General features: G+C 61.6%; 23 protein-coding genes and 1 tRNA gene. 22 read left to right on the top strand and 2 right to left on the bottom strand.

The window, feature by feature from the left end; genetic code table 11:
* The first annotated feature begins 105 nt into the window (after positions 1-105).
* Positions 106-178 (top strand) — tRNA-Asn (locus tag ABWI03_RS24345).
* Between the two features lie 113 nt (positions 179-291).
* Here the strand turns inward: ABWI03_RS24345 and ABWI03_RS24350 are convergent.
* Together ABWI03_RS24350 and ABWI03_RS24355 are read right to left on the bottom strand one after the other, a co-directional pair.
* Positions 292-1,482, bottom strand: a complete 1,191-nt coding sequence (locus ABWI03_RS24350; RefSeq protein ID WP_353798890.1) for a tyrosine-type recombinase/integrase — start codon at positions 1,480-1,482, stop codon at positions 292-294.
* Positions 1,475-1,843: a helix-turn-helix domain-containing protein gene (locus tag ABWI03_RS24355; RefSeq protein ID WP_353798891.1), complete on the bottom strand. Its 369-nt coding sequence runs from the start codon at positions 1,841-1,843 to the stop codon at positions 1,475-1,477. Before ABWI03_RS24355 ends, ABWI03_RS24350 begins: the two co-directional genes overlap by 8 nt.
* 238 nt (positions 1,844-2,081) lie before the next feature.
* Between ABWI03_RS24355 and ABWI03_RS24360 the strand changes: the two genes are divergently transcribed.
* The 21 genes from ABWI03_RS24360 to ABWI03_RS24460 all read left to right on the top strand — a co-directional run bounded on the left by ABWI03_RS24360 (position 2,082) and on the right by ABWI03_RS24460 (position 17,878).
* Positions 2,082-2,381 (top strand): hypothetical protein, encoded by a 300-nt coding sequence (locus ABWI03_RS24360; protein ID WP_147307769.1) that lies wholly within the window; start codon positions 2,082-2,084, stop codon positions 2,379-2,381.
* A gap of 131 nt (positions 2,382-2,512) precedes the next feature.
* A complete protein-coding gene (locus tag ABWI03_RS24365) occupies positions 2,513-3,430 on the top strand; it encodes a hypothetical protein (RefSeq protein WP_353798892.1) in 918 nt (305 codons plus the stop codon).
* 202 nt (positions 3,431-3,632) lie between these two features.
* Positions 3,633-4,562: a lambda-exonuclease family protein gene (locus ABWI03_RS24370; RefSeq protein WP_147307771.1), complete on the top strand. Its 930-nt coding sequence runs from the start codon at positions 3,633-3,635 to the stop codon at positions 4,560-4,562.
* A complete protein-coding gene (locus tag ABWI03_RS24375) occupies positions 4,559-5,503 on the top strand; it encodes a recombinase RecT (RefSeq protein ID WP_021343869.1) in 945 nt (314 codons plus the stop codon). Before ABWI03_RS24370 ends, ABWI03_RS24375 begins: the two co-directional genes overlap by 4 nt.
* A gap of 59 nt (positions 5,504-5,562) precedes the next feature.
* Positions 5,563-5,730: a hypothetical protein gene (locus tag ABWI03_RS24380; protein ID WP_353798893.1), complete on the top strand. Its 168-nt coding sequence runs from the start codon at positions 5,563-5,565 to the stop codon at positions 5,728-5,730.
* Entirely contained in the window at positions 5,730-5,954 is a 225-nt protein-coding gene (locus ABWI03_RS24385; RefSeq protein WP_353798894.1) for a helix-turn-helix transcriptional regulator, read from the top strand. Before ABWI03_RS24380 ends, ABWI03_RS24385 begins: the two co-directional genes overlap by 1 nt.
* Positions 5,951-6,721, top strand: coding sequence for a 3'-5' exonuclease (locus ABWI03_RS24390; protein WP_353798895.1), 771 nt, complete (start codon positions 5,951-5,953; stop codon positions 6,719-6,721). The genes ABWI03_RS24385 and ABWI03_RS24390 overlap by 4 nt, the downstream gene beginning before the upstream one ends.
* 15 nt (positions 6,722-6,736) lie before the next feature.
* Positions 6,737-7,000, top strand: coding sequence for a hypothetical protein (locus tag ABWI03_RS24395; RefSeq protein ID WP_116102904.1), 264 nt, complete (start codon positions 6,737-6,739; stop codon positions 6,998-7,000).
* A complete protein-coding gene (locus ABWI03_RS24400) occupies positions 6,997-7,509 on the top strand; it encodes a protein-tyrosine phosphatase family protein (RefSeq protein ID WP_353798896.1) in 513 nt (170 codons plus the stop codon). The genes ABWI03_RS24395 and ABWI03_RS24400 overlap by 4 nt, the downstream gene beginning before the upstream one ends.
* A 1-nt stretch (position 7,510) precedes the next feature.
* Positions 7,511-9,430 (top strand): hypothetical protein, encoded by a 1,920-nt coding sequence (locus ABWI03_RS24405; RefSeq protein ID WP_351645276.1) that lies wholly within the window; start codon positions 7,511-7,513, stop codon positions 9,428-9,430.
* Positions 9,427-9,612, top strand: a complete 186-nt coding sequence (locus ABWI03_RS24410) for a hypothetical protein (RefSeq protein WP_351645273.1) — start codon at positions 9,427-9,429, stop codon at positions 9,610-9,612. The genes ABWI03_RS24405 and ABWI03_RS24410 overlap by 4 nt, the downstream gene beginning before the upstream one ends.
* Positions 9,612-10,046 carry a hypothetical protein gene (locus ABWI03_RS24415; RefSeq protein ID WP_353798897.1) on the top strand — a complete coding sequence of 145 codons (435 nt, stop codon included), beginning with the start codon at positions 9,612-9,614 and terminating at the stop codon, positions 10,044-10,046. The genes ABWI03_RS24410 and ABWI03_RS24415 overlap by 1 nt, the downstream gene beginning before the upstream one ends.
* A complete protein-coding gene (locus tag ABWI03_RS24420; protein ID WP_353798898.1) occupies positions 10,043-10,603 on the top strand; it encodes a hypothetical protein in 561 nt (186 codons plus the stop codon). The genes ABWI03_RS24415 and ABWI03_RS24420 overlap by 4 nt, the downstream gene beginning before the upstream one ends.
* The gene (locus tag ABWI03_RS24425; protein WP_353798988.1) at positions 10,600-11,595 is read left to right on the top strand and encodes a DUF5131 family protein; all 996 of its coding nucleotides are present in this window, start codon (positions 10,600-10,602) and stop codon (positions 11,593-11,595) included. The genes ABWI03_RS24420 and ABWI03_RS24425 overlap by 4 nt, the downstream gene beginning before the upstream one ends.
* Positions 11,592-11,843, top strand: a complete 252-nt coding sequence (locus ABWI03_RS24430; protein WP_353798899.1) for a hypothetical protein — start codon at positions 11,592-11,594, stop codon at positions 11,841-11,843. Before ABWI03_RS24425 ends, ABWI03_RS24430 begins: the two co-directional genes overlap by 4 nt.
* On the top strand, positions 11,836-12,204 hold the full coding sequence (locus ABWI03_RS24435; RefSeq protein ID WP_353798900.1) for a hypothetical protein: 369 nt from the start codon (positions 11,836-11,838) through the stop codon (positions 12,202-12,204). Before ABWI03_RS24430 ends, ABWI03_RS24435 begins: the two co-directional genes overlap by 8 nt.
* Before the next feature lie 468 nt (positions 12,205-12,672).
* Positions 12,673-14,112 carry a DNA cytosine methyltransferase gene (locus ABWI03_RS24440; protein ID WP_353798901.1) on the top strand — a complete coding sequence of 480 codons (1,440 nt, stop codon included), beginning with the start codon at positions 12,673-12,675 and terminating at the stop codon, positions 14,110-14,112.
* Positions 14,109-14,564, top strand: a complete 456-nt coding sequence (locus ABWI03_RS24445) for a hypothetical protein (RefSeq protein WP_351647593.1) — start codon at positions 14,109-14,111, stop codon at positions 14,562-14,564. The genes ABWI03_RS24440 and ABWI03_RS24445 overlap by 4 nt, the downstream gene beginning before the upstream one ends.
* A 195-nt stretch (positions 14,565-14,759) precedes the next feature.
* Complete coding sequence (locus ABWI03_RS24450; RefSeq protein WP_353798902.1) at positions 14,760-16,052, top strand: hypothetical protein; 1,293 nt, start codon at positions 14,760-14,762, stop codon at positions 16,050-16,052.
* Complete coding sequence (locus tag ABWI03_RS24455) at positions 16,036-16,539, top strand: hypothetical protein (RefSeq protein WP_353798903.1); 504 nt, start codon at positions 16,036-16,038, stop codon at positions 16,537-16,539. Before ABWI03_RS24450 ends, ABWI03_RS24455 begins: the two co-directional genes overlap by 17 nt.
* A 52-nt stretch (positions 16,540-16,591) precedes the next feature.
* Positions 16,592-17,878: a replicative DNA helicase gene (locus ABWI03_RS24460; protein ID WP_353798904.1), complete on the top strand. Its 1,287-nt coding sequence runs from the start codon at positions 16,592-16,594 to the stop codon at positions 17,876-17,878.
* The last annotated feature ends 7 nt before the right edge of the window (positions 17,879-17,885 follow it).

Here is a 17,885-nt window from a genome sequence, read left to right on the forward strand (position 1 = left end):
CTCCATCCTGCCTGATGACTCGCTGGGCAGGCGATTTGGTACTTCGGTGGAGGATTCGCTACAGTTTCTCAGGCAACGCCGGAACGGGCGAAGCGAGCAAGACAATCCCCTGTAGCTCAATTGGCAGAGCTTCCGACTGTTAATCGGACGGTTGCTGGTTCGAGTCCAGCCGGGGGAGCACAAGAAAGCCCCTCACCTGCGAAATCAGGTGAGGGGCTTTTTCGTATTTCAACCCCTTTATAGCCAACCCCCCGATAACCCCCCGAATTGGTTTCAACCCCTATTTCGGGGCTACGACGCCGGGGCCAGCTTCTCCAACAAATCGGAGAGGTCCGGAGCCCGATGGGTTTGCACTGTGTAGTGCTTCTTCGTCACCCGGGTATCGGCGTGACCGAGCTGGCTAGCAGCCGCCTCGATGTCGGCTTCCTCCTTGATCAACGTCGCGACCGTCTTACGGAACGCCTTCGGAGTCACCCAGTCGAATTCTTCGCCGCGCGCCGCCCTCCACTGCCGGCCGAGATTGTGCGGATCCCGCAGAGTTCCGGTCGAGGACGGAAACACGTACGGCGTCGTCGCGGTCTCTCGAAGCTCGAGGAGCGTCGTCACAGTGAACTGTGGGAGCGATACGGTACGCCGCGCCGAAGACGACTTACCGTGCTCCTGACGGACCAGCTTGCCGGCGTGGTGAACATTCGTACCGTTAACCGTCAGGGTTGCCGGTACAGAGTCGAGATCGATGTCTTGCCAACGAAGGGCGCACAGCTCACCCAGACGGATCGCAGTACCGACCCAGACGTCGACGATCTTCAACAAGTCTTGCGTTCGACGTCTGCCCCCCTTCGCCTTGTCGGTGTCGCTCCCGGACTGCCAGTCCGCGATGCGTGCCCGTAGACGCGCGAGTTCGACGAATGTCAGCGCGCGCTTCTCTGTTGCGGCTGAGACGATCGGAGCGGCCTTGTCGACCGGGTTGATCTTGATGGCGTCATGCCGAACGACGAGGTCCATGATTCCGGAGAGGACTACTCGAGCCATTCGGGCGTTGCCGGGCGCCGTCGAGGCAACCTTCTTCAGGAAGCGGTCGGCGGTGCCTGTGCTGATTTCTCCGAGACGCAGCCCACCCAGCGCCGGGATCACTACCCGCTTGAGGGAGTCCTCGTACTTCTCGCGGGTCTGTTGAACGACTTTGTCGGTCACGGTGATTTCGTCGATCCACATTCCGGCGCACACGGTGAACGGCGTGTCCGTGGTGATGTCGCTGCCGGTTGCTTTGGCCCTGTTGCCGAATGCCTCGGTCAGAGCTCGTCGTGCGGCTGCTTCGCTCTTGAGGCTGATGCGCTCGACATCACGGGTGCGTCCGTCCGCGTCGCGAAATCGGCCGCGTGCCCGCCACTTTGTCTTCGTCTTTCCATCCGCCGCGGTGTAGCTGAGTTCTTCGACGCGGATCTTCCCCCAGGTTCCGACGGCCAGCTGTGGCCTAACCACCGCTCTGTCGTTCGAGCTTGTGGCGGACGATGGCGCGGATCACGCGGTCGACGGTCTCTCGTTCGGTCGGGTCCATCAGCATTGCCTCTGCCGGCGGCTCGTAGGGTGTCGGTTCGTCCCAACTGAGGTTGAGCCAGGAGGCGACCACCTGTGGTCGCTTCTTGAGTGCGGTGGCGATTTGGGTGATCGTTTCCATGTCAGGTAATCGGGTTCGGCCTTTGATCAGATTCGAGATCGTCGTCGCGTGCACGCCGGCCTTTTCGGCCAACCTGTTCAGCGATGCGCGTCCCGTCTGAGGGGATACTGCGCCGACATTCTCCATTGCACTTGCCCACGGTTCCGGTACGTCCATAGCTGCCATGTCCACAATGATTCACTACTGGGTATTGGGTGCGCTAGTAGGGGTGTGGACACCGTGACCACAAATTACATGCTTGTAATTCCCTGAACAGCAGGTAAGCGGCATTTTGAAAAGCTGTCTTGTGGACAAGTGTGGACTAGATGTCTAGACTGATGTTAGATAGTAGATGGCTGTCCACAAGAAAACTACATTGGAACCGAGAGGGGAAACAGTGCACGCACTAGACGGAAGGTTGGATGTGAAACTCGAAAGTCGAGAGACGCTTATCCGGCTGATGAATCACTACAAATTCACCACCCGCAGTTTCGCTGAGGCTGTCAATACCGAACTGGCCCGGACTCATCGCGCGCTGCGCGGGGCGGGGGAGCCGATCACTACCTCCAAGACCGCAATCGGTTACCTCAGGTCGGGAGAGCGGCGCACGATCCGCATGGAGGTTGCGCAGGCAATCGAAGTCGTTTTGCGTCAGGACCCGGGTGTACTTTTTGTGCCCAAGGTGTCGCGTGTAGAGCGCGATACCAGACAGCTGGTCGCGTGAACAAAGAAAAATGCCCACCCCCACTGGCATGAGGGTGGGCGACATCGAAACCCGCTCGACACCCACGAAGAGGAGCTTTCAGATGCACAACAAGTCTAACCCGCAGTCCGTACAGCGAGGCGGTAGCCGAGATGAGTAGGGAGATTCGGCGCTTGCCCGTCGACTTCGACTGGCCGATCGGCAAGGTCTGGGAAGGTTACTTGAGGCCGGACAGTTTCGACGAGACCGCGTGTCCCGACTGCAAGAACGGTTACTCGCCGCATGGTCAACGCCTGCACGATCTTTGGTATGGACGTCTACCGTTCGATCCGGCGATCACAGGATCAGTGCCGTTCACGCGAGACACCCCCGCGGTTCGGAAATCTGCGGAACGCCACATTGCCGAAGCGTCGTATTTCTACGGCGCCGGGGAACCGGCCATTGTCCGAGAAGCGGAGCGCCTCGCGGGACTGTTCAACGCGAGCTGGTCCCATCATCTGACACAGAGCGATGTCGACGCACTCGTCGATGCTGGTCGGCTCCGCAGCTTCACGCACACCTGGTCAAAAGAGACAGGAATGCAGCCGAACGATCCGCCTACTCGTCCAACCGCAGCCGCGGTCAACGAATGGTCCTTGGTCGGCATCGGTCATGACTCGATCAACGCGATGGTGGCTATCGAGGCCCGCTGCAAACGAGACGGAAAAGACGACACCTGCGCGACCTGCAAGGGGCACGGCAGCCTCGAAGCGTACGTCGGTCAGCGCCTCGACGCCGAGGCCTGGGAGGCAACTGAACCACCTACTGGCGATGGCTGGCAACTGTGGGAAACGGTATCGGAAGGATCACCGATTTCTCCTGTCTTCGACCAACGCGAGGACATGATCGGATACCTGATGTCTGATGCCAACCGGTGGGGAATTTCGCAGCCTCTCAGTAGAACCGAAGCCGAGGCCTTCGTCGATGCCGGATCGTCTTTGGGTTCCATGGTGGTGGTCGGTGGGCAGATGATCCCGGGGGACGCTGCTGTGCTCGCCCTATCGAATGACTCAGAGGGGGAACCCGCATGACCGTCAAAGCGATCTTGGTACGAGATGTCATCTGCGACAACTGCGGTGAGACTCTCCGGTCAACCGAGCCAGGACCAGCGAAGGCCCGCCACCAGGCGCAAGAGGCTGGCTGGCTTAGCACCCCGCGTAGGGGAACCATGCACGACTCGCATTACAAGCCAGCGAGGGACCTGTGCTCGATTTGCAAACTGATCGAGGCAGCATGAGCACGCTGACAGCGAGGTTGTTCGATCACGACATTCAGCCCGGTAGTGAAGAGTGGCTTCGCTACGGGTCGGCATCGAAAGTCGCTGCGATCCTTGGGTTGTCGAATTGGGAGTCGGAGTACTCGCTCTGGTTCAAGATGGCTGGCATTCTCGAGCCGGAACCGCAGACGGACGAGCAGGCGCGGGGGCACTACCTCGAGCCTGCGATCTCACACTGGTTCACCGACCAGCATCCCGAGTTTCAGGTGTTCAAGACACGTCCGTGGCAGCACACGGAACGAACGTGGCAGACGGCGGACCCGGACCGGATGCTGTGCCCGGCCGGACCGAAGCTGTATGTACCGACCGCTGCCCTCGAGTGCAAAACAGCCGCCGACCTCGATACCTGGGGGCCGGACTTCTCGGACGAGTATCCACCCGGGTATCGAGCTCAGGCGATGTGGCAGATGGATACGATCGGTATTCGTCGGATCTACCTTGCGGTGTTGTTGCCGTACTTGCAGTTTCGTCAGTACGTCATCGACTACGACGAGGCCGAAGCTGCATCGCATCGGCAGAGGTTTCGAGAGTTTCTCGACACGCTGCCAGGCGGTCCGAACGAGAAGCGTCCCGAGATCGACGGACACGACGAAACATACAAGGCGGTGCGCCGGATGCATCCCGACATCGGCACCGAAGTGTACGAGTTCCCCGATGACGATCCGCTCGCCGACGAATACAAAGCGGCCAACGCCGCGCACAAGGAATCCGAAGCGGAGAAGCGTCGACTGTCTGCATTGGTGACCGAACGGGCGCGGGGCTACCGGCAGGTCAAGCACAGGGGCCAGGTCATCGCGACTCGAGTGCCCGGCCGGGGTGCAGGAGCCCCGCCGACGCTGCGAGCAACACCAGTACCGAAAACACACAAGAAGGAGATGGCGGCGTGACCGTATCGAATGAACTGCAGCAGAACAACTCACAGGCGCCCGAATCGCAGGAGAAGGGGCCGCACACCCTCATTGTCGAGTACATTCCGGAGTTCGAGAAGGTGCTGCCTCCGCACCTGAAATCGGAGACGTTCGCGCGGCTTGCACAGGGTGCGTTGAAGAAGAGTCCTCCTCTCGCCAACGTCGCGAAGAAGAATCCTGCGTCCTTGATGCGGGCTCTGCTGGATTGCGCCCGTCTCGGGCACTACCCCGGAACGGACCGATTCTGGTTGGTCCCCAATGGAGGCAGGGAGCCGTCGGTCGAGGGGTGGGAATCGTACAAAGGTGTCGTGAACCGCATGATGCGATCCGGTCAGGTGGTCACAGTGAAGGGTCAGGTGGTGTGCGAGAAGGACTACTTCGAGTTCGATCCGAACACGATGGACGTCCCGGATCATCGCATCAACTGGAGGGAAGGCCGGGGTGATCCGCAGCTCTCGTACTGCTATGCAGTTTTGCCGGGTGGAGGGTTCTCCCAGGTAGGTGTCGCGACCCCGGACTACATCGAGAAGGTCGAGGCGATGCAGCCGAACAGTCACAAGCCGACGAGCCCGTGGCGGAAGTGGCGTGAGGCGATGTTCCTCAAGTGTGCGGTCAACAAGCTCGAGCCGTTCGTCGATACGTCGACTGAGGAGCGACGGACCGCAGCGACAGGTGGGCAGCCGGTGAGCACGGTGTCAGAGCGCATCTATGACCAGCCCGAAATAGAGGAGCAGGAACCGGATCCCGCTTTGGAACGCGCGGAGCAGGCGGCAGCGGCGGATCTGGCAATCCGCCACGAGGAACCTGTCGACGCGGAGACGGTGGACGTGACCGCCCTCGGTGACGGAGAACGGGTGGATGAGACCGCGATCGACCGGTCAGACGAAGTGCAGGCACTATTCGCGGAAGAAGGTCAGTGATGTTCGGACGACGCAAGCGTGGGCCGTCAGCACCGCCAGCCCCGGTGAATGTGCGATTGGTGCGTGACGGGAAGGAGATCCCCGCTGAATTGGTGTTCTCGGGGTTCCGGGACGGTCTCGCGGTGTGGACTGCTGTGTCGGTGCCGTACTTGCCGGGAGACGTACTGCGATGCGACGAACTGCCAGGTCGCACCGTGATTGCCATCGGTTCTCCGGGGATGTCGTGATGGCAAACGCGGACGCGGCTCAGGAACCGCTGATGACCCTCCTGCAGGTGTGTGAGGTCTTCCAGATCACGCCGGCCGCGGTGCACAAGGCCCGCAATCGTGGTGGACACCCATTGTTCAGTAAGGGTTTCTGCCCGTTGGGTGCACGTGCGGGACTGCGCTGGCGCGCGGAGGATGTCCGCGATTTCATCGAAACTCAATACACGAGTGCGGTTTCGGCATGACACAGATGTCTAATGCAGCGGTAGATAGTAGATGGAATGACGCGGCCGACAAGTGGTGGGAACGCCCGATCTGCGCCTTCGATACCGAAACCACCGGACCTAATCCGCAGTGGGCGCGACTGGTCACAGCGTGTGTCTCGCTGATTGACATCGACGGTACGAATGCGACCGTCAGGACCACGAACTGGCTTGCAGATCCGGGTGGGGAGATTCCCGAGGGTGCGACGGCGGTCCACGGAATCACCACGGAGTACGCCGCCGAGCACGGTCGCCCGCACGACGAAGTGGTCGGTGAAGTAGCCGACGCGCTGACCCGAGCATGGGCTAACGGATACATCGTCGTCGCCTTCAACGCCAGCTATGACCTCACTCTGATCAAGAAACTCTCGCGCGACCCGTTCGACATCGCTGGTCTCGTTGTCGACCCGTACGTGATCGACCGCAAGTTCGACCAGTACCGCAGTGGGAAAAGGAAACTCGCCGACATGTGTGCCCACTACAAGGTGGCTCAAGAGGACGCGCATCAAGCGGAAGGTGACGCACTCGCCGCCGCGCGACTCGCATACAAGCTGCTCCGAATGCCAGCAGTACCGGATCGACGAGGGGACTTGATCGACTGGCCGAAACTACGTTCTCTCACCGCCGAGCAGTTGATGTCCCGCCAGGCCGAATGGCACCGCGAGCGGCAGGAATCGTTCGCGGAGTACCTGCGGAAGACCGGAAAACCGGTCGACGACATCAACTTCGACTGGCCCATTCAAAGCTGAAACAAGGAACACCTGATGACGACACCCACTCAAGAACGAAACCTCATCGACTCGACGACAGCACAACACGTACTGTGGGCGTTCGGATGCTCGGGCGGAACCCATGGCGGCAGCTTCATCGAAGCTCTGATCAGGGCAATCCAGCGTGCCGACCCACACAACGCTGACCGGCTCGCAATCGTCTATCCCGGATACGTTTCCGCGATCCGGATCGTGCAAGGGTCGGAAACCGGCGTCTCCACGCTGCAGTCCATCGCGGCGACAGCGGTGCGGCGATGACCGACGCAACCCAGGACCCCACACGGATCGACATCGACGTCGACCCGACCACACAACGCCTCAGTGGAATCGCGGCACACGGGATGATGGACTTCGATGTTCCGTACGTGTCCCAACTCGAGGGCAACCTGTGGCAGGGCGGCTGCGAAAACGGGCTGATCCTGCCTACATTCTTCAAACATGTTGTCTCCCTATATCCGTGGGAGGCATACACCGTCACTCACACCCTCGACAGTTTCGTCAAAGTACGCATGTACGACCACGAGAGCCAAGGATTCGATCAGGTCGACGCCCTCGCCGCATGGGTGAACGTCTGCCGTCGATCCGGACCGATCCTGGTTCATTGCCAAGCCGGCCTGAACCGCTCCTCCCTCATCGCGGGCCGCGCCCTCATCCTCGACGGAATGACACCCGCTGATGCGATCGCACTGATTCGAGACAAAAGATCCCCAGCCTGCCTGTGCAACCCGGTCTTCGAACAATGGCTCCTCCACGGAACGGAAAAATGAGATGACAACGAACCAGTCCGATTGCAGCGCGGTCCAGGTTTCCTCAGCGGACGTCGTGACGCCGGTAGCGAAGGCATACATCGACAGCCTGCACCGATCGGGGTTGACCCACAACAACTGGGCCAACCTTCCCAGCGCCCAGCGATCTGAGATACGCCACGGAATGCAGGCGGTCGTCGAGTTCCTTACCTCCGTCGGCCGTCTCGTCCCCGTCGGCGGTATAGCACTCATGCCCGAACAGTGGGCGCACTACCGGCGAATGGCAGCGGACCCGCGTTTCGCCGAATTGTCGCGGGATGCGCTCGGCGTGATGAAGTGGCCCGAGAATCCGCTACTGCCACCTGCCCTGTTCCCAGCAGCCGAACCCGCCGACAAGGCAGCGGACTTCATCGACATCGTGTTTGACGGACCGCCCGCTGCCCAATCAGGTCGATTCGTGGAGGTTGAGAATCCTTCGGGCGCAAGCATCAAAGTTGGAGAGTGGATCGAACGCGACGGCGGGCGCTGGGCGCTGCGCATCAGGTCCGACGAACCGCACCTCGAAGTGTCCGACCGAGTAAATCCCGAGGCCGGCCACATCCTCGACGGACTGATCGACTGCCAAAAGGGCCACATCCTCACCACCGAGGAGATGACGGATGTGCGGACCCTGTTCCTGAAGGGGTCGACTGTCGATCCGGAGTTTCATCGAGCGAAGGAAAGGCTCCGGCCCGTGCTGTTCCCGGAAACCGAACCCGCCGAGCCTGTCGTCCCCAACCCCGAGCATCCGTACTTCGTGTGGGAACAGGGCTATCAGGCCGCAGTGACCGACAGCGATGCTGGCGTGGACGGAACACGCGGCAATGCGTACACCAGCAATCCGTACTCGCTGGGTGAGTCAGAGCCGGATCCGGCAACCGAACCCGCCGAGGAAGTGAAGCCGATCGGTTGGTACCGGGCGATGACCCGGAAGTTCGCCACCGCGCACTTCGGCTTCCCGGAAGTGACTGGCCTGTTTGAACGGACCCACACCGCATCGGATGGTGGTGTGTGGGGCTACTGCGGCGGCGAGTGGGAGTTGCGCGAATACCCGCCCGCCCCTGCCGAACCCAGCAAGAATGAGGCGGAGACCGAAACCGAGTGGGCTATCGAGTTTCCCGGCGGGATCTGCAACATCTCATTCGATCCGGCTGATCCCGAAGAGATGTTGCAGTGGGTTCGCGACGGCAAGCTGGTTTGCCGTGAAGTGACGACAGGCCCGTGGATCGACGCAGTTCCAGCCCCTGCCGAACCCGCCGAGGAGGAGACGAAAGAGGATGGGCCGGGGAAGTTCCGCAAGAAGCCCGTCGAGGTCGAAGCGATGCAGTACGACGGCAAGGATTGGCGATCCATAGCGCAGTGGATGGCGGTGGATGGTGCGCCGATGGGGCGTACGGCTTCCGGACTTCTGCGCATTCACACCCTCGAAGGGGAGATGGCCGCCCATCCGGGTGATTGGATCATCAAGGGCACACAAGGCGAGTTCTACCCATGCAAGCCTGCGTCATTCGCGGACACATTCGAAGCCGCCTCCTCCCCGATAGTCCCCGCCCCCACCGAAGCGTCCGTTATCGGGGGTGCCGCAGGCGCTCTCCGTGCCGCGCTCGCTGTGGTCGACCCTCACGAGGCTGGGCCCTGGGAACACGCTTGGCTCTCGGTAAGGGACCTCGAGGACTGCGCCCGTCGCGCCGAGGCGCTTGCCACCACCGACACTGAGTGGCCGTCATTGGATGCCGTGCCCGCACACGTGCGCACCGTTCGGGACAAGGTAGGGGACGAATACCGGCGAGTCGAGAACGGTGGCTGGGATTTCCGCTCGAGTGAGTGGCAGACGATCATCTCACCGACCGCCGACTACGACGAGTTCGCACCGTTCGTTGCCGTCGAGGAGCAGGACCGATGAACCGTGAAGACGCCATCGAAGCGCTCACCAGCAAAGGCAAGACCCGAGAACAGGCAGAAGCATTCATCGACCTGATGGGAAGCGCATTCAAACGGTGTGGATGGATACCCGGAGAACCACTCGACGACAACGCCATTGCCGAACGGTGGGAAACATTCTTCGCACCCGAGGAGCAGAGATAATGAGCTCACGACTATTCCATGGCGGGGTTCCGGACCTTCGGGTCGGTGACCTGATCGAGCCGGGCCACAGTCGTCGGGAACATGACGGCTGCCCGTGGTGCGAAGCCCGCGCCCGAGGTGAAGCGCACCTTGGGATGGACGGACCGTCCCAACAGTCAGGGCGGGTCTACGCCACCGGGCACCGCCTGTACGCCAAATACCACGCCTCACTGTGGGGGAGGGGCGATCTGTACCGAGTTGAACCAGTCGGCGATGTCCAGCCCTCCGACGAAGATTCCATCCCGTCGGTCCACACGCCGGCACTGCGAGTCGTAGCCGTCGTCGACCGCGCAATTCTCCTAACGAATAGCGAACGCAGACGGCTCTACCGCGAGTGGGGGATCGCCGACAACGCGAAGGCCCAATCGTCTCGATCAACACAAGGACTGAAATGAGCGCACCGACTGAGGTTTACCGCACGATCGACCCGGAACTACTTGCGGCGTGGGACAAAGCGGCGGAAGAAAAGAGACGGTGGTACGACGCTGTCGCTGAGTTATGTGAAGAACACTCCGGTGATCGCAGGTGGTGGCACAGCAACTTCCTCGGCAGAGAACACTTCGACGGCCCCCTCGTACCAGCAGACGATGTCGTGCCTGTTGGCTGGCGCCGCGACCGTAAGCGGCCAGGAATGATGCGGCCCAACCGGCGAACTCCCGAAGGCAAGGAGATCGCCAAAACTATGGCTGAACTGTCGTGGGCTCCGTCGTTCGATACCGCTCTGCAAGGAATGCCGAGCACAGTCGACGGGGAACACGATCCTCAGCGAGGCTCGCACAGGGTTCACAGTTGCGGAGCTTCTCGTCGCGACGCGTACCTCGAAGTCCAGTGGGGTGTGCAAGTTCCGGCCGATCAGATCGACAGCAGGTGGACGAAAGTTCCGCTCTCGCAGTGGCATTTGGAGAAAGAACAGGCAGAAGAAGCGAATCTACGAAATGCCGGGACGTCATGAGCGACAAGACTGCAATCGAATGGACCGACGCCACGTGGAATCCGATGACCGGCTGCACGAAAGTGTCTGCGGGCTGCGATAACTGCTATGCCGAGACGTTCTCGGAACGCTTTCGCGGCACGCCCGGCCATTACTTCGAAGGCGGTTTCGATATCCAGCTCCGGCCGGACAAACTCGATCAGCCGTTGCGATGGAAGAGGCCGCGACGAATCTTCGTCAACTCGATGTCGGACCTGTTCCACAACGATGTGCCCGACACATACATCGCCCAGGTCTTCGGTGTGATGGCGCTTGCACAGCACCACACCTTTCAGATATTGACCAAACGACATGGTCGGATGCGCTCACTGCTCGGCTCCGATGATGTGATCTACGGTCGTTCGTTTGAGTCGATGGTCCGGAACGTCGCGCACAACACGCGTAACAATCTTCGTCGTGCCGATCTGCTGATCGCCGATGATCTATCTTGGCCGCTCCCAAACGTCTGGCTGGGCGTTTCGACCGAAGGTCAGAAGTGGGTAGACATACGGATCCCGGCACTGCTCGATACTCCGGCAGCAGTTCGGTTCATCAGCGCGGAGCCACTTCTCGGGCCGATCGACTTGCGGGATCACTTGCCGCACTTCACCGACCTTGGATCACCGCCCTCGCTCGACTGGGTGATCGTCGGCGGAGAGTCCGGCCACAACGCTCGACCAATGCATCCCGCGTGGGCGACGTCGTTGCGCGACCAGTGCGCAACCGCCGAGGTCCCGTTCCTGTTTAAGCAATGGGGTGAATGGGGTCCGTGCGCGCCATACGACCAGGCGTCGGGGGTGTACGACTTTCGACACGGCCGCGGGATTAGTCTCGATGGAACCCTTTGCATGCCAGGTGAACGCCAGGGTAATGCCCGTGAGGGATTGGCGATCATCTTCCGTGCAGGGAAGAAATCGACCGGACGCGTCCTCGATGGCCGTACTTGGGACGGATACCCGGGTGATGCGGCGTGAGCAACATGGCGTGGAGTTTCGTTCTCGCGGCCTTTGGAATCACGGGACTTGTTCTCGCGATCCGTGGCGTCTGGTGGGGCTGGATGCTGAACCTGTTCGCGCAATTGTTCTGGTTCGCATTCGGAATCACCACTCAGCAATACGGATTCGTCGTCATGGCAATTGGCTATGGCGCGACTTATACGTACGGCGCCCGCACATGGTGGCGCGACCGAAGTACACCAACGACGGGGGACTCCGTTGCGTGACCTGGACCTGTTTGCGTTTTCCTTGTTCTCGAAGTGGGGATTTGACGACGGCGGGCTACTCCTCGAGTGGATGTTCGACGCCGAGGATGACGAATCGATCGACTTCTCCGACGACGATATCCGCGCTGTAGACCACCATGCCGCGCTGGTGGAATTGGTGACAACACACCTGCTGCCACTGATTCCCGGTGACTTCACGACGTATGTAATCAGTACCAGTCACAACCCGATCCGTATCGAGACCTGGAGAGGGCAGGATTGGGATGACTACCGAGCGGATCCACCAGCCGACGTCGCCGATATCACCGCAACAGTTCCGGCCCCGACCGTGCTCGAACTGGTGAAGAGACACCATGGATGACGGTCGGCACGAATGGTCCGACCTTCGCCTCCGCATCCTCGCGCACCTCGAACGCATGGACCCCTGGGACACACAAGCCGAACAAACCGTAACTGCGCTGAAAGACGTTATGGCACTGCATGAACCGTGGCCTGAGCCTAGTGAACGGGCCTTCGCGAAACGAAACGGATGCCGTGCGTGCATGTGGCGGCGACGCAAACGGGACTGCCCGACGGTCGTCGCCATCGGCAAAGCGCTCGGAATTACCTGACAGCAAACACTTTTCATTCACTCAGATGTCGAGTATCTAGGACGAAAGTAGACAACTATGGACTCAACTCGGACAGAGTTCGCACTCCGAACCGAGGTCGGCTCGATCTTCCCGATGCTGTTCAGCACCCTCGAGGAAGCCCAAGCCGCAGCCTGATCCAGCGAGCGAAGTCTCGCGGTCGTGACGCGGACCGTCACGGAATGGGAAGAGGTCTCGCAATGACGATCACCGTCACCGACCTGTTTTGCGGCGCAGGTGGATCGAGCACCGGCGCGACGCAAGTGCCCGGCGTCACGGTACGTATGGCGGCGAACCACTGGGAACTCGCGATCGAAACCCACAACACGAACCATCCGAACACAGATCACCAGTGTGCCGACCTTTCGCAGGTCGATCCTCGCCGGTTCCCTCGGACGACGATCCTGTGGGGTTCGCCCGAATGCACGAACCATTCTCAGGCGAAGGGCGTCAAACGAAACCTCGACTCGACGCCGGACTTGTTCGGGGAGACGTTGCCCGACGCGGCTGCCGAACGATCCCGCGCAACGATGTGGGACATTCCACGGTTCGCCGAACATCACCGATACGAAGCGATCATCACCGAGAACGTCGTCGACGCCGCGAAGTGGATCATGTTCCCCGCGTGGCTCCAAGCGATGGACCTCCTCGGATACAACCATCGGATCGTCTACATGAACTCGATGCACGCCCAGATCGGCGGACTTCCAGCTCCGCAATCCAGAGACAGGATGTACGTCGTGTTCTGGCTCAAGGGCAACCGCGCCCCGGACCTCGACAAGTGGACCCGACCGGAGGCGCACTGCTCGACCTGCGACGTCACCGTGACGGCAATCCAGGGCTGGAAGAAGTCAACGCAGTGGGGGCGCTACCGCTCGCAGTATCACTGGCGGTGCCCGAACGTGACGTGCCGCAACTCGATCGTCGAACCCCGTTGGCTCCCCGCTGCGTCGGCGATCGATTGGTCGATCATCGGGGAGCGAATCGGGGATAGAGCCAAGCCGTTGGCGCCGAAGACGTTGGCCCGGATCGAGGCCGGCTTGGCGAAGTACGCGGCACCATTCGTGCAACGTGCGTACACGCCGCGAAGCAACCTTGCGCAGATGTCGACGAGCACTGACGCCCACTTGCCGACGTTGACTGCATCAACCGTGCCAGCGCTGCTCGTGCCAGTGGAGGGCCGTGACGGGAAGCAAGCACGGTCCGCAGTCGACCCGCTTCGTACGATGACAGCACGAAACGAAACTGCCGTCGCTTTCCTGTCGGTGATGCGCGGGCAGTCGAAGAATCATCATGTTGACGAACCGATTTCGACGGTGTCGGCAGGCGGAATCCACCACGCATTCGTCGTGCCGATGCGCAACAACAACACCGTGAAAGCGATCACCGATCCGCTCGATACGTTCGCAGCGAACGGACTGCATCACGGACTGGCCAGTGCCGAGTCGCTGTCCGTCGACGACTGCTTGTTCCGGATGCTCGAACCGCACGAGATCGCAGCAGGAATGGCCTTCCCGTCGGACTACACGATCCTCGGCAACAAACGCGAACAGGTGCGGCAGGCCGGAAACGCTGTGACGCCACCGGCCGCACGTGACCTGATCGCGGCCGTCGCAGAATCGTTGGGGGTGGCGGCATGATCGTCCGGGGACGCGAACTGCCGTTGATTCGCCCAATCGAGACCCAGTGGGGCATCTACCAGCCGGGTTGGGTGGTGAAGATCCTGTTCGGCGCCGACGGTGGGGGACTGCGAGTGTGCCTCGACATGGACGGGCACTCGCCGTCCGCGGTATGCCACGAGGCGACCGTCGTCTCCGACGACCTGTTCGTCTGGCCCCGCAACATCAAGCACGGCACGGACCGTGGCCATTCCCGGCACCGGTCGCACATGGAACCCCCGTGCCAGGAATGCCGCGACCACTTCGCGCGCACGAAACGCGCGCAGCGGATCCGCACCGGCACCCAAGCCGGCATCAAAGTTCCGAGGGACTTCCTCGCCGAGCTGCTGCAGAACGCTCCGCTGCCGGCGTGGGAGAAAGCCGAGCAGATGTGGGGGAGGGCGACCCTCGATGCGCTCCTCGAGGCGTCATGATCGCGCACTGGATATTGGGGTAGATCCGGTGCCCTGGCACCACCTGTAGACGACGGTTGCCGATGCCCCTGCCATAGGTGTCTAGTGTCTAATTGAAGACTAGATAACCCTCTGGCAGGGGTTCAGCTTCACCTAGCGACACCCATCGATTCGCGCCCGATCCGGCGCACGTTTCACCCCCGGAAGGACACCCACATGGTCACTCAGGGCGGGCGCAAATACGCGCAACTGCTCAAGTCCATCTGGAACGACACAGATTGGCGAGCCCTCTCGAGGGACGCCCAGTGGCTCTACGAGTTGTTGATCTCGCAGTCGTCCATGAACTACGCCGGAGTCCTGGACTTGACTATCAGACGGTGGTCGAACCTTGCCTGCGACACGACACCCGCCGACGTGACGCGCGCCCTGGAGGAGCTCCACATGGCGTACTTCGTTGTCGTCGACTGGGATACCGAAGAGGTTCTGGTGCGGTCGCTGATCCGTAACGACGGACTGTGGAAGCAGGCTCGGATGTTGATGATCGCGCTGAATTCTGCGGCCGAGGTTCAGTCTCCGCGGCTGCGTTTCGTGCTCGCCGAGGAGTTGCGGCGACTGCCGGTGGACCAGATCACCGAAGGTAAGCGGGACAAGCCGGAGTCTGTTCGTGAGGCGTTGGCGCACACGTTGTTGTTGCTCGACGCCGACCCCGGCCAGCAGCTGCCGTCCGGTGCATCGTCGCAGGCTGCACGGCGTGAGCTACCCCGTGCAGCACGGTATGACGAGGCATTCGGCGGCGCTGTCGGCCCCGAGGGCGATCCGGATGCTTTCAGCGACCAGGCGTTTTCGACATATCCGCAGGCTGCACGGCGTGAGCCACCCCGTGACGCATCCCGTGACGATGCCGTCACGACCCCGTCCTCGGAATGGGGCGACAACCCTGGTGGACCCGACGCGGGGGATACGGCGACCGAACCGGGCGACGTGGACCCGGAACAGGTGTTTTCGCAGGTCTCACGGCGTGAGCCACCCCGTGGCGCAGGGCATCCTCGCGCGCGCGCACGCGTGCGGCACCAATCACCTAACACCAATCACCTATCACCGGGCACCGGTGCTGCTTCCGTTGGTAACTCAGCTACAGACCGCGAGCGCGAAAACCGCGACGACCAACCCGCCGGACCGCCAGTGCCACCGAACGCGTGGGCAGTGATCCGCGAAGTCATCCCCGCCGAACAACCCCAGACCGTCCGGACCGAACTCGCGCTCCAGGTCTCGACGCTCCAGAAGTCCGGGACCGCACCCGACGTCATCAAAGACTCGCTGACCCTCTGGCTCAAGAAGCCGACCCTCGGACCCCGAGCGCTCCCCGTGATCGTCTCCGAAGTCCTCAAACGCCGGAACGGCGCAACCGGTAACACCAAACCCGGCGGCGCCGACCGCGCCCAATCGATCCTCGACCGCACCAACCGACTCACCGCGACCACGGAGGCACCCCATGCCCAGCTCGACTGACATCGAGATCGCCGGACTCACCCTCGCCAAAGCTGCACTCCTCGACCACCGCATCACCGCCGACGACCCCCAGATCCTCGCCTGGGCCGAATGCTTCACCGGCCAGGACATCGGACACGGCGAAGCCCTCGACGCCGTCCTGACGCACTACCGCAAACCGAACCCGTTCGCGATCATGCCCGGCGACGTCCTCGCCACCATCCGAGAACAACCCCTCGGACCCGCCAGCTCCGACGAACGCATCAACCGCTGGCTCCTCCGCTGGATCGACAAACCCCACGCCCGAACCATCGAAGCCATCAGCGGCATCCCGACACCCCACTGGGAACCACCCACTGAACTGGACCCCACAGCCGCCGACACCTGGGCCAAAAACCGGCACCGCGACTGGATCCGCGAAAACCGGCACCGCATCGCCGACGCCATTCGCGGCAAAACAAGCCCCCAGAGCGCCATAGAGCGCTCAAACGGCCCCACGGGTGTCTAAACCCTGCCTAGACACCCACAAACGCCCGTAGCGCCGAAATGAGCACCCCACAATGACCGACGAACCCACCTGCGACCTCGACGCCGAACGCGCCATCCTCGGCGCCGTCATCACCGAACCCCACTACGCCAAACAACTACTCGACATCCCCCGCGAACACTTCTACGCACCCGCCCACCAAGACCTCCACACCGCCATCACCACCATGGTCCTCAACGGCGACCCCCTCGACCCCACCACCATCCTCGCCACCACCCGAAACCACACCACCCCCAACACCCGCAACCTCCACCAACTCGTCACCCAACTCGTCGGCACCGGCTACGGCGAATCCATCCCCTACCACGCACGCAGACTCCACCAACTCCACACCGCCCGCACCCTCATCACCACCGCACAAACCCTCCTCCACCGCACCACCGAAGCCATCCACAACAACAACCCCGAAGACCTCGCCACCGCAGCACGCACCGCCACCACCGCACTCAACAACACCAACCCCGAAACCCACCACACCACCACCTACGAAAACACCCTCGAAGACTGGTGGACCGACACACTCCAACCCCTCGACCTCACCAACGTCATCCCCACCCCCTGGCCCGAACTCAACGACATGCTCAACGGCGGACTCCACCCCGGACGCAGCTACATCCTCGCCGGCCGACCAGGCGTCGGAAAATCAGTCGCCGCACTCAACATCGCCGGACACGCAACAGAAAACAACAAACACACCAGCCTCTGGTCCCTCGAAATGCCCACCCTCGAAGTCATGTCACGCATCCTCGCCAACGGAGCCCGCGCCGAATACAGCCAAATCACCAAACACCAACTCGACCAACACAACCAAAACCTCCTCGCCGCCTACACCGACGCCTACCCAGCCCTACCCCTCATCATCAACGACCGCGCCAACATCACCATCGACCAAATCACCACCGAAGCCCACACCCGCAAAAACACCGGCAACCTCGACCTCGCCGTCATCGACTACCTCCAACTCGTCACCGCCGCCCAAACCGACACCCCCCGACAAGAACAAGTCGCCTACATCAGCCGCAACATCAAAATCCTCGCCAAAGAACTCAAAATCCCCACCGTCACCGCCTGCCAACTCAACCGCGGCCCAGCAACACTCAACCGCCCACCCGCACTCACCGACCTACGAGAAAGCGGCGCAATCGAACAAGACGCCGACACCGTCATCCTCCTCCACCACGAAACCGACCCCACCGGACAACCAACCGGCTACATCACCCTCATCATCGCCAAAAACCGAGCAGGCAAAACCGGCCAACTCCAACTCCCGTGGCGCGCCTACCAACAACGCATCGGATAGAGACATC

It is taken from the genome of Rhodococcus baikonurensis, assembly GCF_040489275.1.
Lineage (GTDB): Bacteria > Actinomycetota > Actinomycetes > Mycobacteriales > Mycobacteriaceae > Rhodococcus_F > Rhodococcus_F baikonurensis.